At 57.3% G+C, this 17,499-nt stretch carries 11 protein-coding genes and 1 other RNA gene; 4 read left to right on the top strand and 8 right to left on the bottom strand.

Annotated features, from left to right (window positions below):
- The first annotated feature begins 396 nt into the window (after nucleotides 1–396).
- The 4 genes from J3P88_RS26205 (at nucleotide 397) to J3P88_RS26190 (ending at nucleotide 8,537) form a co-directional block, all read left to right on the top strand.
- Nucleotides 397–1,698 carry a hypothetical protein gene (locus J3P88_RS26205; protein WP_434572438.1) on the top strand — a complete coding sequence of 434 codons (1,302 nt, stop codon included), beginning with the start codon at nucleotides 397–399 and terminating at the stop codon, nucleotides 1,696–1,698.
- 167 nt (nucleotides 1,699–1,865) lie between these two features.
- Entirely contained in the window at nucleotides 1,866–3,686 is a 1,821-nt protein-coding gene (locus J3P88_RS26200) for a hypothetical protein (protein WP_434572436.1), read from the top strand.
- A complete protein-coding gene (locus J3P88_RS26195; RefSeq protein ID WP_434572434.1) occupies nucleotides 3,683–6,316 on the top strand; it encodes a helicase-related protein in 2,634 nt (877 codons plus the stop codon). The genes J3P88_RS26200 and J3P88_RS26195 overlap by 4 nt, the downstream gene beginning before the upstream one ends.
- A gap of 79 nt (nucleotides 6,317–6,395) precedes the next feature.
- Nucleotides 6,396–8,537 (top strand): hypothetical protein, encoded by a 2,142-nt coding sequence (locus J3P88_RS26190; protein ID WP_434572432.1) that lies wholly within the window; start codon nucleotides 6,396–6,398, stop codon nucleotides 8,535–8,537.
- 38 nt (nucleotides 8,538–8,575) lie between these two features.
- Here the strand turns inward: J3P88_RS26190 and J3P88_RS26185 are convergent, their stop codons facing one another.
- The 8 genes from J3P88_RS26185 to J3P88_RS26150 form a co-directional block, all read right to left on the bottom strand.
- On the bottom strand, nucleotides 8,576–9,157 hold the full coding sequence (locus tag J3P88_RS26185; protein WP_368982813.1) for a hypothetical protein: 582 nt from the start codon (nucleotides 9,155–9,157) through the stop codon (nucleotides 8,576–8,578).
- A 181-nt stretch (nucleotides 9,158–9,338) separates the two neighbouring features.
- Entirely contained in the window at nucleotides 9,339–10,595 is a 1,257-nt protein-coding gene (locus tag J3P88_RS26180; RefSeq protein ID WP_368982826.1) for an integrase domain-containing protein, read from the bottom strand.
- A gap of 184 nt (nucleotides 10,596–10,779) precedes the next feature.
- Nucleotides 10,780–11,176: a transfer-messenger RNA gene (gene ssrA, locus J3P88_RS26175) on the bottom strand.
- A gap of 96 nt (nucleotides 11,177–11,272) precedes the next feature.
- Nucleotides 11,273–11,560 carry a hypothetical protein gene (locus J3P88_RS26170; protein WP_250964010.1) on the bottom strand — a complete coding sequence of 96 codons (288 nt, stop codon included), beginning with the start codon at nucleotides 11,558–11,560 and terminating at the stop codon, nucleotides 11,273–11,275.
- Between the two features lie 96 nt (nucleotides 11,561–11,656).
- The gene (locus tag J3P88_RS26165) at nucleotides 11,657–14,524 is read right to left on the bottom strand and encodes an FAD-binding and (Fe-S)-binding domain-containing protein (protein ID WP_434572430.1); all 2,868 of its coding nucleotides are present in this window, start codon (nucleotides 14,522–14,524) and stop codon (nucleotides 11,657–11,659) included.
- Nucleotides 14,521–15,192, bottom strand: coding sequence for a LutC/YkgG family protein (locus J3P88_RS26160; protein WP_434572428.1), 672 nt, complete (start codon nucleotides 15,190–15,192; stop codon nucleotides 14,521–14,523). The genes J3P88_RS26165 and J3P88_RS26160 overlap by 4 nt, the downstream gene beginning before the upstream one ends.
- A complete protein-coding gene (locus tag J3P88_RS26155; protein ID WP_434572427.1) occupies nucleotides 15,189–16,646 on the bottom strand; it encodes a LutB/LldF family L-lactate oxidation iron-sulfur protein in 1,458 nt (485 codons plus the stop codon). The genes J3P88_RS26160 and J3P88_RS26155 overlap by 4 nt, the downstream gene beginning before the upstream one ends.
- Complete coding sequence (locus J3P88_RS26150; RefSeq protein ID WP_250964014.1) at nucleotides 16,643–17,467, bottom strand: (Fe-S)-binding protein; 825 nt, start codon at nucleotides 17,465–17,467, stop codon at nucleotides 16,643–16,645. The genes J3P88_RS26155 and J3P88_RS26150 overlap by 4 nt, the downstream gene beginning before the upstream one ends.
- Nucleotides 17,468–17,499 lie beyond the last annotated feature (32 nt).

Genomic DNA, 17,499 nt, shown 5'->3' with positions numbered 1-17,499 from the left:
ACGAGTAAATGTCGAACATGCCCACGACATATTGTGTCGCGCGCGACATCTGGATCGTATGAGCCGCGGTGTGTAGTACTCACCGCGAAGTCAGCCGGGTTGTGGCCAGTCGTTCAGCGGCAGGGCAGCGGGGTACGAGAAGAGAGATGAGGCGTGGATAAATCAGAATGGCCACAGACATTCGCAACTTCCTTGTGCGTGTAGGCGTGAGTGCCTGCGAGAGAGATCTACTGCACGATATCGGCATGGGGCAGAAAAGCTTTAGTTGGGACTTGCAAGGTCGATCATGAAGTTCCCTGCGAAGCCGACGTGGACGAGATTATGGCATTTTGCTACCGTCGACGGCCATGCGCCAGCTCACATGCTGACTCGCTGCAAACGCAAAGGAAGCCTTTTATGAGCATGACCTGGGGACTCTCTGGTCCTGAGCAACTGGATGGCGAGAGACGCACCCGCACGCTTGATATTGGCGCCGCAGTGCGTGAGTACAACGAGCGCGCTGTCCCTGGCATGGGCAGCGTGTGGTACGCCAAACAGCTGTTTTTGGCGATGCTGGGTATCGCGCTCGCGCAGAAGTTGCGCGAGCGAAAATCGAATGTCTCGAACATTGACGCGGCCAACGCCATTGAAGCGTTGGGCTGCTACTACGCGCTCAAACAGAACAATGGCCAGGGTGATGCCCGGGTGCGGGGTTCGGAAAAACTGCGCGGCAAGGCGAATTTCAACTTCAAGACCCTGTGCAAGCCAGGGTTCTATGTCAGCCAACCGATGCGAATGGGGACCGGCCAGGCATTGTTGGCCCTGGGGCTGGTGCGCGCGCAGGGTGAGCGATTTAATGCCTTTGCCTGTACGGCCTTTGGTCATGAATTCGTTAACGCTTGCTGTGGGGATGACGGAGCGCTGTTAGAGGAGTTGGCGCAGTGGGCACAACGAGGCGATTCTGTAGATAGGTTGAAAGACCCCGTTTCCGGGCTGCTCTCGCCTCTGCAAGTATTACCCGCACAGGCCCGTGCGCTGTTGTCTCGCCGCATCGATGCGGAACTCTCGCCAGCCAGCGGTGGCTTGCGACGTGCAGCCATACGTGGCTGGGTACGGGCTCGTCACGCCAAACCGGAAGCCGTGTTCGATTGGGCCGAGCGACCCGATGAAATCGATCCCGAACACTGGAACGACTTGCATTATGGCGCTCTGTTTTTTCAAGTGCAGGATGCCGCCTACGACGTGCTGAACGCGGTGGAGCAGCACATGGCGGTGTTGAGCACGCAGCGGTTCGAGTTAGGGCGTGTCCTGCCCGAACGCATCTCGACGCACATCACCCATTTGCGCGAAATGGCCCGATTGTTTTTGGATAACCCTCAGCGGCAGCGAATCGATCCTGTCGCCTCGACCTTCTGCCATGAGTGTATGGATCCTGATAGTTCGAGCCTGTTGGCCAGTCTGGTGAGCCGCGACGGTCGGGTTCTGCGTCTGCAAGGCAAGGACATTCTGCCTGGCGGTGCGTTCCAGCATCAGGTTTTGGAGGTCGATACTGACCAAGCCGTTATCGAGGCCCAAGTCGAGGCTTCCCAAGCCGCTCTGCCAGCCTGGATTTCCCATCGCGTAGGTCGCTTGCATCGACTGGACCTGGATCTCCAGGGCCAATTGAGCGCCTGGCTCACCCCGGCTCCAGCAGTAGCCATTGAAGAGGTAAGTCTATGAGTCATGCTCCTGCCTCTCTGGCCCAACACTTCGAAACGCCGGACGGTTTTACTGGCCACTTCGGTTGGCTGTGCGGCTTCTCGGCTGACGACAGGTTTCTCAACGATGCGATTGAGCGTTTCAGCCACCAGCAAGCCAATCAGCGTGCCTATGCCGGGGAAACGCTATTGGCACTGATGCTGGACCCGCGCGCGATCCAGATTACCCCGGTCGAAGTGCCGGGCCTGTTGCATTTACCCTGGGCGAAAGCTGAATTGCCATTCAACCTGATGCACGCCAAGGTCGCGGTGCTGGGTTACCGCAGCACTGACAAGAGCGACGCCTGGTGCTTGCGTTTGCTTGTGTCCACCGGCAACTGGACCCGGCAGACATTAGAGCAGAGCCTTGACCTGATCTGGCGCCTGGACCTGTGCAGCGACGAACTGGCAGCACCCACCGAGGCAACGCAGCAGGTACGGACAGATATCTGCAGCGCCTGGAGTCTACTGCTGTGGCTACGGGAGCATTACGACTGCCGTGCGCTGCTCGCCAACCCGCTGACAGCCAAGGCTGTGGCGGATATTGACGCGATCCTGCACAAGCAGGTCAAGCCGAAAGCTTGCGGATTGAACGCGCGTTTCTTCGATAACCGAAAAGCGTCGCTGCTCGCCCAGCTGCCAGCCAAAGTCGTTTATGCCTCGGGTCGAGAAACTGCGCGTAACTACTTGGCCATGGGCTCGGGTTTTTATGAATCTTCAATGCCCGGTGAGCATGCATCGGTCCCGTTGAGCATCATCAGGTGCTTGCGCGGTGAAGCGGGAGAGCCGCGTCTGCTGACGGCGACCAGCACTGTAGATCTGTTTGTCAACGAGGCGAGCTGCCAGGGCATTGCAGCGGCAGCCGCGAACTTGACGGCTGCCAGCGTCAGCGTACGACCTGCGGCTCAGCCGGCCTACTTTCCTGACGTGCAAAAACGCACCTTGCATGCCAAGTTCATTTTCAGCGCCAGCGAGACTGGGCATTCGGAAAAAACAGCCAGCCCATGGCTATACCTTGGCTCGGGCAATCTTACTCGGCAGGGCTTCACCCTGAAGATGGGGCGATCGACGGGCAACCTTGAGGCCGGGGTGGTATTCGCTCTGACGCCGTTGAACTGGTACCCGGCAAAATCGGGGGGCGCTGATCCCGAATCGATTGGCTATTACCTGCCGATTCAGTGGGAGCAGGAATGCGTCCCTGAGACGCTGCAGCAAGGCAAGGATCTTGAGGTGGGGAGCGAGGTGTTCAGCGCAGCGCCCGTGGCTTACTTGATGTGGCGCGACTCGGATGCACCAGAGCAAGGCTGGTTGAGCGCCGATGATCGCTCGCGCGGCAATTACTCAGTGCTGGATACGTCGCAACAGCCTTGTGCATATGTTGAGGGTCAAGGCTTCGCCTGGTGCGGACCACGACCGCGGCAGGTGGTTGTCAGTTGGCAAGAGGCGGGTGCAACGCATGTCATGACGGTGCCGGTGCTGGATGGGTTTGGCCGATTGGCGGCCACCGAGCTGCCAGAAATCAGCCTGGAGGATGCGTGGATGCAACTCGACAGTTTTCCACACTCGCCCGGTGAAGAAGAACTGCCCAACGCATTCGACGATAGCAAGCGTTCTGCCGACAAACAGGGAACCATTGCGCCAGGAAAAGAAGCGGCGCGTTACCCGATCCGGCAAATGATGGAACTGATCGAAGGTATCGCCGCGAAACAAACTGCGCTGGAGCCTCGGGATTGGCCGGTGTGGTGTGCCCGACTGGAGCAATCACTCATTCAGGCCGCCGGTTGCGGGTTGTTGCAGCAGTTTCTGACACTCGAAATCAACCCCATCCATGCCTTGCGCCAACCTGCGTTCAGGCCTTGTTTTGCCGAAACAGCGGACCATCCGCAAGGGCAGCGCTACGAAACCGCACTGAGCATTATCGAGGCCCACTGGAAACTCGACACCTCACATCCCCTGGGAGTCCTGCCATGAAGCGGATAGCCTTCAGTTGGGCAACCGTTGCGGCTTCACTGCGCGAACGGGCGATGCAACAGCAACAACTCGCAGATGACGCAGGTGAGGCGGCTGCGCACCTGAATCCAGGCCAGCGAGCCAGCCTGCATGCGTTGGCCGATCGTATTGGCGAACACGGGGTAGTGCTGGCCGACGAAGTGGGAATGGGCAAGACCCGTATCGCTGTCGAGTTGATTCGCGCAGTCAAGGACGCTGGCGGTCGAGCCGTCGTCATCGCCCCGCCAGGGCTGGGCTATCAGTGGCAGGCCGAGTTGAAACTGGGAGGCGTTACAACTCCCGCTATGTTGCGTGGTCTGCACGGCTACTTTGAAGCCAGAAGTGCCGAAGAGGTCCTTGATAAAAAGCCATGGTTTCAGGAGCCAATCCTGGTGCTGTCCCATACCTTTGCCAACTGGCGTATGGGCGAGAATGCAACGCGCTGGCGCAGAGAGTTGGTGCCGGAAGTCTTCGCACGCTGGCGCAAGGAGGCAGGTTTCAAGTATCCAAATGGCTACCACCTGTCAGGCTCTTATGATGAAAGGGTCAAGCGAGCCGCTGTCAGCATTGTGGCGCGTATCAGCGAAGACGCCGCGCACCCCGCTTACACCTGGTTGACTGACGTCACGACCGGGCATGCCTGGCCAAACCCCGATACTCACACCAATTACCGCCGCGGTACTCCTCATCGGAGTTGGCTTGAACAGGTGGTCGGGTTTGGCCTGGGCTCCTTCGACCTGCTGGTGATCGACGAAGCCCACAAAAGTCGCGGCACCGACAGCGGCCTGAGCCGGTTGCTCGATAACCTGGTGCAGGGAACTCAGCACAGCCGTCGCTTGTGCATGACAGCGACTCCTGTGGAGCTGGATGTCGAGCAATGGCGGCAAACCTTCGAACGGCTTGGTCTCGACGAAAAAGTGCGCGATCAACTTCAGCCTGTGATCAACGACTTTGCGCAGGCCATCCGTCATCTACGCGTTCATTGGCGTTCCAGCGACACGGCCCGTCAACAATATCAGGCAGCTGCCAGTGCCTTTCAATCGACGTTGAGCCCTTATCTGCTGCGCCGGGATAAACGTGAAGACGCCGACGTTTCACGCTTCGCCCAAGAAACTCAGGGGGAAAGCTATCGCAACACCCAAAAGCCCGTCAGTGTGGATGTACGCACGCTGAAGTTACCTTGGCGACAGGCCGTGTGCGCAACCGAGGCGCTGTCCGTGGCCTCGCGACTGGACGAAAACTCAACAGCCAAACGCTTGCGATTGACCCTGGCCAATGGGCATGGAGTCGCTGACCTCCTGGCGCAAATTAATGAACCAGCGGAGCCTTCTACCCTGCCGGATTACGGACAGTCCAGCGCGGTCGATGACAAGCGCCAGCAACGCGTGCAGTGGTGGTTGAAGACGGCTGCGCAGGCGTTTCAGCATCCCCACCACTTGTTTGAGCACCCGGCAATTCTGGCCACCATCACGGCCATTGAAGCCGCACACGAGCAAGAGGAAAAGGTGCTGGTGTTCGGCCGTTTCACCGCACCCATGCGAGCCTTGGTCCGGCTGCTGAACGCACGTGAAATGCTTCGTAGCCTTGAGGCCGGCCGTTACTGGCCGCAAAGCGTAATCCAGGCTCGTGCCGACGAGCCCGATGACCATTCGGAATGGGCAGCAGTGGAGATTGCGCACCGTCAGCTGAATTGCCGGCTGAAACTCAACTCCATCCCTGAGCTGCTGGCCAATCAATACAGCACCCACAGCACACGTCGGGAGCAGCTACGCCGGCGTCTGCTCGGCTGGCTGGATGCGGGACTGCCCGAACATGAGCTGGTACCCCGCGCGATGTTCAAACACCTTCAGGAGGCCGAGCTCAACAAGGAGCTGGTGGGCACCGCCGAGAAACATCCCGTGGCGCTGTTTACCCGGGCAATCCTCGACTTCACTGGCGGGGACGTCGAACATCTGACGCCTGAGCAAGCGTGCACCGCCTTTTGCCAACTGCTGAGCGCTGCCGGCGACCAGCACACGGACGACAATCCCCACACACCGGATATCGGCGAAATTGCGTTGCAATGGGAGCTGCTACTCGCCCGTCTGCAGCCCGAGTTTTCCCACCAGGAGGGTGGTTTCGCTCGCTTGATGTACGGCGGCACTGAACAATCTACCCGCCGCTTGTTGCAACTGGCCTTCAACCGCCCGAACAGCTTTCCCCGTGTTCTCGTGGCCCAATCCACCGTCGGCCGCGAAGGCCTCAACCTGCATCAGGCATGCAAGACCGTCATCCTCATGCACCCGGAGTGGAACCCCGGGGTGGTCGAACAACAGATAGGCCGAGTTGATCGCGTGGGCAGTCATTGGAGTCGCCGGCTGAATGAAGCGCTGGAACGGGGCAGTCCGGCAGCACAGCTACCGCGTATCGATGTGCATCCGGTGATTTTTCGAGGGACTTACGACGAGCATAACTGGCAGGTCCTGTTGGAGCGTTGGGACGACCTACGCGCTCAGTTACATGGAGAAGTGATTCCTGCTCGTGAGGCTGAGGGGGATTTGGAGTACGAGGAGGTGTTGGCGAAATTGCAGGCAAGTGCGCCTTGTTTTTCGCCGTTGGGAAGAAGCGTTTGAGTCAGCCTAACTACCCAATAACTACAGATATTTATTTTGCGTAGAAAATTATCTAACTTGTACACGAGATCATGATTAGATGAAGAAGTATCGAGGTTCAAAGTTTTTTTTCCAGAAAAAAGAAAGCTTGCCATATTCGCTAACTAAGTCGCCACATCTACAAAGTATGCTTAAAAGGCTTCCCTCAAAGAAGGCGCAGGAACAAAAAACTACTGCAGTCGAGCAGGCGCTGAAAGAGTTTGCTGTGAGTGGTGGTCCGGCGGATATGATGATTCCAAACTATCTTGGGTTTACGGGATGGGTCACTAATCTGATGGATGCTGATAACATAAAGCATCTCATTTTCAGGCGAAATTCTAGTCTGACCGAGTCTGCCTCAAAGAGGCTCGGCGTGCTTGATGAGATGTATGCTCTCAGGGGTAAGTATGCGCGACTCCTCGAAAATAGTGATGGGAAATTAGAAGGTGAAATGTTTGATGTTTTTTGCAAGTTTAAACTTCTTACCCACTATTTTAATGGAGCTGCTCGTGCAGTTGAGGTTTTAGAAGCTCGCAAGAAAGAAATTCCTGTGGATTTGGATGCGGATCTGCCCTCGTGTTCTCAATCGGAACTTAGATCGCGTTTGTTTTCGGCGACTGAACGTAAGGAGTGGCAAGTAGTATTCAAAATAATTGGACGCCTTAAGGACGATTGTCATGACGACGGAGAGCTAGAGTTTTTAGAGGCAATGGCACGCTTTCATTCTAATGACCTAAAAGGTTGTGTTTCTTACGCGTCCCGTGTCACCAAAGATCATATTGATTTTGCAGGGGCCAAAGCCCTACAACTAGAGTGCTTGGCTTATCTGGGGGATGTGGCCGAACTAATAATAGTCCTTAATTCGCTCGGGCCTTCAAAGCTATCACCTATGTTTATGCTTTATTTGGGGCAATTGCTCGTCTTGAATGCACAGGATCCATTGCAAGCATTCACTGACCTTAGTAAGGCTGCTGAGGACTCTTCTTGCACGGAGCGTTCAATAGCCCTGGAAAATGACCCATTTTTTTTAGAGTTCAACCGACACTCCTGTTCATTGGCATTGAGGCTTGCCGAATGGTTGAGTGCTTATGGAGTTTCAGAAGAGTTCAAATCCAATGAATTTCAGAATGCCGCTGAGCGTTTGGATACGAACTATCGCTCCATAATTGCGTTGCAAGCTTTTGACCCATTATTAGCTGAAGCTGTCATGGAGGCCTCGGCAGGACAAGCATTTATCCCCATAGTGAAGCGTCTGCTCAACGGGCCTCACGAGAAAAACTCGGTCGACTACGTACAGGCACTTGAAACTCAATTGAGGCTAGGCGCTATTGATATCTTCGTTGATAACGTAGTTCGCCTAGTAAAAGACCTAGGCGATCAACGAGTGCCGAAAGCGTTTATAGGGTTGGTGCAAGCCGCCTATGTGCAATCAGCATCGCGTAAACTTTCAGTTGAGAACGAAATAGCTGAGGCTTTGCTTAGATCAGGCTTTGACTATAATGCATCGCTGGCTGATCAGGTTCAACGAAGCAAGAGAATTGATGTATTGAGTTCGATGGGGAAGTTGTCCTACATTTGGGCGGAGGCGGCGCTGGAGAGCGCCGAGAAAGCCGAAGTGTTTTACGGGGATGCGGGCATGATTGCGTTGGGCTTTTTCCGCATACTTGAGCATGAGCTTAACGATCTACTGATCGAACCGTTAAGGAACTCTAAATCAGTGGCGGCGGAGTTGGACGAGCTGTGGAGTCGCTTGGGTAAATCTCTATCAACCGAAGACCCGACACAATCCAAGGCGACTGCTGCTAAGCGAAAAAAAGCGCATATGCTGTGGACTCAAATGATTGAGCGCTTGCGGCCTGTGCTGGATGGAGAAAAAACAGGTCTGGAACTAGGTCCGTTGCATATTCTCCTGGAGAAGAGTCGTTCAACGTCCGGAGAGGACTTAGAGCTCAAACTGTATTTTGCCTCCAAGCTAACTTCTCATCTAAATCTCGCGGGTCAAGCTGCATTCAAAAGCGGCGCTATCGCCAAGTTTATTGAGCAGTCTGCAGTTGAGCAGTACCGTAACCCTCCAGCACATTCACGTTTCGTTTCACTCTCAACGGCACAAGCTTGTAAGCGTCACGTAGTCCAATGCATTTCGGGGCTGGCTGAGTGGACCATTCCATCTCGACTGATGAAAATAGCTCCGTCAATGCAGTAGCTTTTTCGGATGGCTAAACGTTGACTGGGCCGGGGTACCTACTTGGCTCCGCGTCGTCCGAAGAGAGGCTGCAGACGATCCCATAGGCCATCCTCGACTACCTGAAGCGTAAGATCTGAGATTCCGGAAAACTCCCAAATAAGCAGTTCAACGTTCAAGTCGAACTCCTCAGCCCATGCTGCGAAGCGTAAGGCGTATGTCTGCTGGGAGCAATCTGCTTTTAGGTGTTCCCGGGTGCGCGACTGAATGTTCCAGGAGCGGCCAACATAAAGCACTCGACCAGAGTGCTTTGAGTTCACGGCCGGCAGCTTCCCTACATTGGCATCATTTTTCTTTGCTTCCAGCAGCGCGGATGTCACCACGAGGGATTCGATCTCGCATTCGTCTTGCAACTGATAGATGTAGAGGAAGCCCCGCTTTTTTTGCTTGCCTTCACCTCGTGCGAGCTTCGGAGCCTTCGCGATGAGCTCTTCGATTGTGGAGGCATTCAGCGTACCGGTAAGGAACCGAATACAGGTTGGAAAAGGCACTAAGAGTTTGCGTGCGGCATCCAGTGCTTTGCGAGTCGTTGTCTCGTACGCATCGATTGCCTGATTTAGTCCTTCTTGGTCCAAAATCATATCTTTTCCCCGATTTGCTCTTCTGCGAGCCAATGGAAAAGATCGAAGCCGGTGTGCCGCAGAAAAGGCGCACGGCGACTAAACCTATGATATTGGTGGATTGAGCTGGAGGTTGCAGAATGTTTTTGAATCGGCGCCATGATGAATCCCTTGGGTCACAGTTTTGGTGCTGAGGCGCCAGCTATCGCGTTGAAACCACTTTTAACCGTGTACCTTTTTGGATGGCTGACACAGACAGGCTACCCATACCCGCTCGCTGAATATGCTCACTCCACCAGTTCATCATTGGCCTTCTGCGCTCAATGTAGTCCGCACGGTTATAGGCACTGCGTACCTCATCCTTATCTACGTGTGCGAGTGCTACTTCAATTAGCTCGGCATCCCATCCCTGTTCATTCAAAATGGTGCTAGCCATCGAGCGCATGCCGTGGCTTACCAATCGACCTTCAAAGCCCATACGTTTCAGGGCCATGTTTGCTGTCTGGCTGTTGCAGTGAGTCCGCGGGTCTCTATCGGCAGGGAACACATACTCTCTGTGGCCGCTGTAGGGTTTGATCGTCTCAAGTAGAGCCAGTGCGTGTTCGGTGAGTGGTATGACGTGAGCACGTCGCTTCTTCATCCGCTCCGCTGGGATCGTCCAGGTTTTCTTGTCTAGATCGATGTCAGCCCAGGAGGTCGTGGCGGCTTCCGCGGGACGGGTCATGGTATGGAGCTGCCATTCGATCAGGCAACGTGTTGTTCTTTTTATGCTCGCATTGGCGATGGCGACCATTAGCTCTGGCAGCTCTTCGGGGCGGAGGGCAGCCATGTTTTGCTTTTTCGGCTTTTTGAAAACAGCCCGGATGCCGCTGAGAGGGTTGGCAAAGATCATTCCCGAGTTCACGCCGTAGGTCATGATCTCGTTGAGCCGTTGGGTCAGTCGCTTCACTGTCTCCAGGCTGCCTTTGGTTTCAAGAGGGCGCAGCAGTTCGATGACCGTCGGGGCATTGATCTGCGAGATAGGTGTTGTTCCTAGCGTTGGAAAAACATGCAGTATGAGCGAACGCCAGATGTCCTCGGCATAAGCCTGAGTGACGGAATCTTTTTTCAGTTCAAACCAAGCGGAAGCCACGTTCTCGAATGTGTGCTCAGTTGCCTGCCTTTTTGTCTGCTCCAGCGCGCTACGATGTTCTTTCGGGTCGATGCCCTGCGCAAGAAGCTCTCTGGCTTCGACCGTTTTCTTCCGGGCTTGCGCGAGCGAAAGTTCTGGGTAGGTGCCGAGGCCCATGTTGATACGATTCTTGGTAACCGGCTGCCGATAGTTGAAGTTCCATAGCGTAGAGCCATTGATTCTCACTCGCAGCTGTAGACCATCCCCATCACTGAGGACGTAGTCCTTGTCTTTCGGTTTTACAGCTTTGAGCTGTCGATCAGAGAGGCGGGTGGCTTGGGCGCACATGAGGTATTCCATGCATCATTCGGTATTCCAAAAATTACCACTGAAGGGCTTGGAATACCATGTGGAATACCAGGTGATGTGGATTCTGTCGGACGTCCGTGGACCCCAATAGACGCTAAAGTATTGTATTTACTGGATTTTAGGCACAAAAAAAGACGTCCGTGGACGTCTTTAGATGTTGAGTTGGTGGAGCCGGGGGGATTTGAACCCCCGTCCGCCAGTACTCCGCTGTCGGTACTACATGCGTAGCCGTGTCTATTAAGTTAACCCTCAGCGACCCGACGGGCAGGGTGCTTTGGGCGAGTTGTGTAAGTTTTAGCCGATTCGTCCACAACGTACTGCACGGCGATTCCGTTCTATATGACAATCACTTTGGGTTTACGGACATCCCCTCGTGATTGCTGGACCCGAAGGTACCAGAAGCTCAGGATCTAAGGCTGCTTACGCAGCGATAGCGAATTCCTGGCCGTAGTTTTCGTCATTGGCAACTATAGAAGTTGCAACAGTGGATTTACGAGTTCTGTTACCAACTCGGCATGCACCTAGAGTTTCGCAACCGGCGTCGAATCCTAAACGGCCCCGAACCTGTCGCTCCGTGAGTCTGTTGGAGCGGCAGGCATGTGCAGTGTACGCCAATCCATGTCCGAGGCCAACCCGAAGGTTGGCCTGCGGTAATGCTACTGGTCGCCTTTGGCGTTGTTCTGCAGCTTCTGGATGGCCTGATTGGTCAACGAGATGCAATTTTCGGTGCCTTCTTTGGTGCCTTTGGCGTGCTCAGCCTTGGCTTGTCCGACGGTGGCGTCGATGTCGGTCTTTAGACCTTCGCTCATTTGCTCGGTGCTGACTTTGGCGTCGCTGATCTTTTGCAGGTTGATTTTGCACAGGTCATCCTGGCTATTTGCAAACACCGGAGAGGCCAACATCGCAGCGGAAATGAACAAGCCAGCAAGTGCGGTGCGCTTCATGTGTATCTCCTTGAACGTAGGGTCTCGGTGCCGCTGGACAGTCGCGGCCGGGCCGAGTCAGTAGGTGGCCCAGCGGAGCCGGGCCTATTCAAGTGACTACAGCGAAGCGCAGGAATTCGATTTTTCTTCGAGCCCTATCGCAAGGCCTTCACCGTTGGCGGGCTTGGGGCGGGTGACACGGTCAACCAGATAGACCAAGCCGTGGTAGTCGATTTCCCCATGATGCGTCAGACCAATCTCGCACGTGCGGCTGGTGGAAATGCCCTCGGTGCAATATTGAACCGCGTCCTTGAGGCTTCGCAGCGAGTGGGCGTTGAGTTCGGGGGTGGTAAAGCCCTTGTCGCCGGCAAAACCACAGCAATGGATACCTTCCGGAATCACCACTTGTTTGCTGCACTGGCGCGCCAGATCGATCAGCGCCTGGCTTTCGCCGAGGTGCTGGGTACTGCAAGTGATGTGCACCGCGATGGGCGCCTCCTGGGGGGTGAAATCGAGACGGTCCATCAAGTGAGTTCGGATGAAACGCACCGGGTCATACAGGTCCAGGCGCACGTCACCCAAGTCCTGGACCAGCCGTAGCGTGCAAGGGCTGGTGTCACAGTAGATCGGATCGAGCCCGCCACGACTGGCGTGCAGCAAGGCGCCGATCAGTTCTTGGCGCTTGTGTTCGGCCTGCTCGGTGTAGCCTTTGGACGCAAAGGGTTGGCCGCAGCAGAGACTGTCTACATTGTCGGGAAAGACTACCTGATAACCGGCCTTTTCCAGTAGGCCGCGAGTCTTGTCGTACAGCGACATTTGCTCGTTGTCTCCCACCGCCGGGCCCATGACTCGCGATACGCACGCCGCCAGGTAAACGACTCTCGGACGTTCGTCCGAGACGGCGGGGCTGAAACGAATGGCCTTTTCCGGCTGGGGCATGGCGTGGGTCCACTGTGGCACCTGGCCCTTGGACAGGCGTGTCAACGAGGCCGACAGTTTCGCCAGGCGGGGTGCGCCCAGCAGCATGCGTGCGCCGTTGGCGACGTGCAGGGCGAAGCGCGCGCCTTGCAGTGTGGTGGCGAAATTTCCTTCAATCCAGTTGGCAGTTTTCGTCTGCGTCGCGTCGCGGCTGCGCAGCTTTTTCACCAGCTCGCCGGTATTGATGCCTACCGGACAACGTTGTGCACACAGCCCCGTGGCGGCGCAGGTGTCGATGCCCTGGTATTGGTAGGCACGTTCCAGTTCGGTGGTGTCGGTGCCGGCGCGTTTCTTCGCTTGGATATCACGCCAGATCACGATGCGCTGGCGCGGGCTCAAGGTCAGGTCCTTGGAGGGACAGACCGGTTCGCAAAAACCGCACTCGATGCACTTGTCGACGATTTCATCGGCGGCCGGCAGTGGTTTGAGGTGCTTGAGATGGATTTGCGGATCTTCGCTGAGCACCACGTCCGGGTTGAGAATGCCGTTGGGGTCGAGCAGGCGTTTGAGCTGCCACATCAATTGGTAGGCATCGCTGCCCCATTCCAGCTCGACGAACGGCGCCATGTTGCGCCCGGTGCCGTGTTCGGCTTTGAGCGAGCCGCCGAATTCCACTGCCACCAACTGCGCCACGTCGTCCATGAACGCCTGGTAGCGTGCGACTTCTTCGGCGCTGTTGAAGCCTTGGGTGAAGACGAAGTGCAGATTGCCTTCCAGCGCGTGTCCGAAAAGGATCGCTTCGTCGTAGTGATGTTTGTCGAACAGCTCAATCAGACGGTTGACGCCGATGGCCAGTTGTTCCACTGGAAAGGTCACGTCTTCGATGATGACCGTGGTCCCGGTTTTGCGGACCGCGCCCACGGCGGGGAAGGTGTCTTTGCGGATCGCCCAGAGCCGGGCGTTTTCCCGTGGGTCTTCGGTAAAGTCGACCTGTTTTTCCACAGGGAAACCGGCCAGGGAGGCCATGATCCGGGCCAGTTGTTCTTGTAGTAATGACGAAGAAGCCGCGCGGGATTCGATCAACAAGGCGCAGGCATTGATCGACAGATGCTGTACGAAATCCGGCATGCCCGGTTTGTCCTGCACCGAGCGCAGGCTGCGGCGGTCCAGCAATTCGACGGCCGATACCGGCTGGCTTTTCAGCACGGTGACGGCGTTGCAGCAGGTTTCCACATCCGGGAATACGATCAGGGCCGAAGCTTTGTTCGGATGGTCGATGACGGTGTTGTAGGTCACCGCACTGATGAAACCGAGGGTGCCTTCGGAGCCCACCAGCAGGTGGCTCAAGATATCCACAGGCTCGTCAAAATCCACCAGGGCATTGAGTGACAGGCCGGTGGTATTTTTCAGACGGTATTTATGCCTGATTCGCGCTGCCAGCTCGGTATTGGCGCGGGTCTCGCGGCCAAGGGTGGCCAGGCGCTCCAACAGTTCGCCATGGCTGGTACGAAAAGCCGCCACGCTGCTGTCGTCTTCGGTGTCGAGGCGCGTGCCATCGGCCAGGACCAAGCGGATGCCGGCCAGGGTGTGATAGGTGTTCTGCGCCGTGCCGCAGCACATGCCGCTGGCGTTGTTGGCGACGATGCCGCCGATCTTGCAGGCGTTGATCGACGCCGGATCCGGGCCGATCTTGCGCCCGAACGGCGCCAGCCAGGCGTTGGCCTGGGCGCCGATCACCCCGGGCTGCAAACGGATCTGCGTCCCTTGTTCGCGAATCTCGCGCCCGTTCCAGTTATCCCCCAGCACAATCAGCACCGAGTCGCTGATGGCTTGGCCGGACAGGCTGGTGCCGGCGGCGCGGAACGTGACCGGGACCCGGTCCCGTTGGGCCAGTTTCAGCAGGGCAATCACTTCATCTTCGGATTCGACGCGTACCACCAGTTTCGGAATCAGCCGATAGAAACTGGCGTCGGTGCCGAAGGCCAAGGTCGACAGCGGGTCGTCGAAACGGCGTTTCTGCGGGATCAGCTGTTGAACGTCGTGTAGGAAAGAGGCCGGAAGGGTCATTGGTCCTCCAGAATCAAAACCACCAGATCCTTCGGACCATGGGCGCCGTAGGCCAGGACTTGTTCGATGTCGGCGGTTTTCGACGGGCCCGATACCAGCAGGGCGTTGGTGGGCATGCCTTGGGCCCATTCGAATTCGTGTTGCACTTCATAGAAGTTGTCGCGGATCTCGCTGGCCTTGAGCAGGGCGAAATGCACTGGTGGGACCAGGCTCATCAAGCGCGGTTCTTCCCGCGTCGGCCAGAGAATCAGACTGCCGGTGGCGGCAATGGCGCCGAGGGTCCCTGTGAGGCTGGCCGGTGTGTCGTTGAACAGTTCGGCTTTCCATTCCTCTACCGGCCTGTCGTAGGCCTTGAGGGTGGGCAGGTCCGGATTGTTCGCCCAGAACTGTGTGATTTTTTTCCCGTGCATGGTCGTCGGCGCGATGAGCAGGCTCGGCAACTGACGGTCGCGCAGCAGTTGTGCGAGCAGGGCCGGCCAGCCTTCTTCGGAGGTCAGGTGGATTTCGGTGTGCACCGCCTCCATCAGCTTGCGCAATTGCGCGATACGTTCCTCGGGCGCATAGCGATAGGTTTGCGTCACCAGCTCGACATCGAAGTTGTCGGCAACCGGCGTGGTGCCCGTCAGGCTTTTACGCAGCTTGGCGAGGATATTTTCCTTGGCGCTCATCGGCGGTCTCCCTGCTGGTTCAGGTGTTCACGGGCCAGGTCATGCAATGAGCGGGCGGCGGGTTTGGGGGCGCTGTGGTTCTGGGTCCACGGGCCGACGTTTCGAGGCGTCAGGGCGCGCAGGCGCGTGGCGAGGAAGCCGAACAGCCGGTACAGCCGCGGCGAGCTGTTGAGCCAGGCCCAGGCATTCCAGATGAACCGTTCCTTGGGCGAGTATTTGCTGCCCTGGCCGCGCATCACTTGGTTAGGGCTGTCCGGCGCCTTGACGTTTTCTTCCCGCAGCCGCCGCAGCAAGGCCGGGATCGGAATCTTCACCGGACACACTTCACCGCAGGCACCGCACAGCGAGGAGGCGCTCGGGAGGTCGGGCACCTTGGCCAGGCCGACCATGTGCGGCGTGATGATTTTTCCGATAGGCCCCGGGTAAACCTCACCGTAGGCATGACCGCCGATTCGGGTGTACACCGGGCAATGATTCATACAAGCGCCACAGCGAATGCAGTTCAGGGTCTGGCGCAATTCACTGTCGGCAAACGCCTGGCTGCGACCGTTGTCCAGCAGGACCAGGTGGACTTCCTGGGGGCCGTCCAGTTCATCGGCCTTGCGTGGCCCGGAGATCATGTTGACGTAGGTCGTGATGGGCTGGCCGAGGGCTGAGCGGGTCAGCAGCGAGAGCAGCGGCACGACATCCCGCAGGTTCTCTACCACCTTTTCGATGCCGGTCACGGCAATGTGCACCGGTGGCACGGTGGTGGACATCCGCCCGTTGCCTTCGTTTTCCACCAGCAGCAGCGTGCCGGTTTCGGCGACGGCGAAGTTGACGCCGGAGACGCCGACGTCGGCCTCGAAGAACTTCTGCCGCAGGACCCTGCGGCCGATCTGAATGAGTTGGTCAACGTCCTTGGTGTACTCCACGCCGAGTTTGTCGTGGAACAAGGACGCGACCTGACCGGCATTCTTGTGGATCGCCGGCATAATGATGTGTGAAGGCTTCTCGTGGTCGAGTTGGACGATGTATTCCCCCATGTCGGATTCGAGACATTCAATGTCCCGAGCCTCGAGGAAATGGTTCATCTCCATCTCTTCGCTGACCATCGATTTGCCCTTGATCACTTGCCGCGCCTCGTGAGCGCGGATGATCGAAAGGACGATGCCGTTGGCTTCGTCCACCGTTTCCGCCCAGTGCACGTTCACACCGTTGCGGGTCAGGTTGGTTTCAAGTTGCTCGAGCAGGTCGGGCAGCTTGGATAACGCACGGGCGCGGACGGCATTGCCCAGCACTCGTAGGTGTTCTCTTTCGTGGGCATCGCTGAAGGACGTTGCCCGTTTGGTCATCAGTGAATCCATCGCACTGCGAAAGTTATTTCGCAGTTGCGTGTCGTCCAGGGCCTTATGGGCTCGGGCACGAAAATCTTCCTGCACCTCAACGGTCGGGATCAGCGTCGGCGTGCTCATGCGACACCTCCGATGCGCTGGCGGAGGAAACTCGCCAGATGCTGGCCGCGTAACGCTTCTTGCTGCTTTTCCAGCGCACCGTTGATGTTCATCAAACAGCCGCAGTCAGCGCTGACGACCTGGTGCGCGCCGGATTCCTTCAGCGCTCGGGTCTTGTCGGCCACCATCGCGCCGGAAATATCCGGCATGCGAACGCTAAAGGTCCCACCAAAGCCGCAGCATTCGCTTTCGTGGCTGTGTTCGACTCGCTCCACATTGCGCAGCTGCGCCAACAACGCGCGGCCGTGCAGGTGGGTATTCATTTCACGCCGTGCCGAGCAGGACGTATGCAGCGCGACCTTCACCGGCTCGCCGTTGTCGTTCAGCTGCACCTTGCAGACAAACAGCAGGAACTCGGCCAGTTCATAGGTCCGGGCCGCCAGGGCCTGGACCTGCTTGAGCGTTTCCGGCTCGTCCTTGAACAGGTCGGCATAATGCTCGCGCAGCATGCCGGCACAGGAGCCCGAGGGCACCACCACCGGATAGTCTTCGGCAAACAAGGCCAGTTGCGCCCGGGCCACGGTCCGCGCCTGCTCGGTGTAGCCCGAGGTGTAGGCCGGTTGGCCGCAGCAACTTTGCCCCTGCGGGTAGTCTACCCGGATCCCTTCGCGCTCCAGCAGGTGAATCGCATCCATTCCGGCTTCGGGATAGAACAGGTCCACCACGCATGTGCCGAACAGATAGACCCGGCGCGGTTTCTCGCTGGGGTACTGCCGAGGCTCGGGCAAGGGCGGGGCGACACGGGTCGCGTTCGGTACGGCGTTGTAGAAAAGCTCGCTCATCAGGCGTGTCTCCGGGTGGTCCCGGTTATCCG

It is taken from the genome of Pseudomonas sp. Z3-6 (genome assembly GCF_051131985.1).
In the GTDB taxonomy this organism is placed as follows: domain Bacteria; phylum Pseudomonadota; class Gammaproteobacteria; order Pseudomonadales; family Pseudomonadaceae; genus Aquipseudomonas; species Aquipseudomonas zanjanensis.
This window is presented reverse-complemented; position numbering and strand designations above follow the sequence as displayed.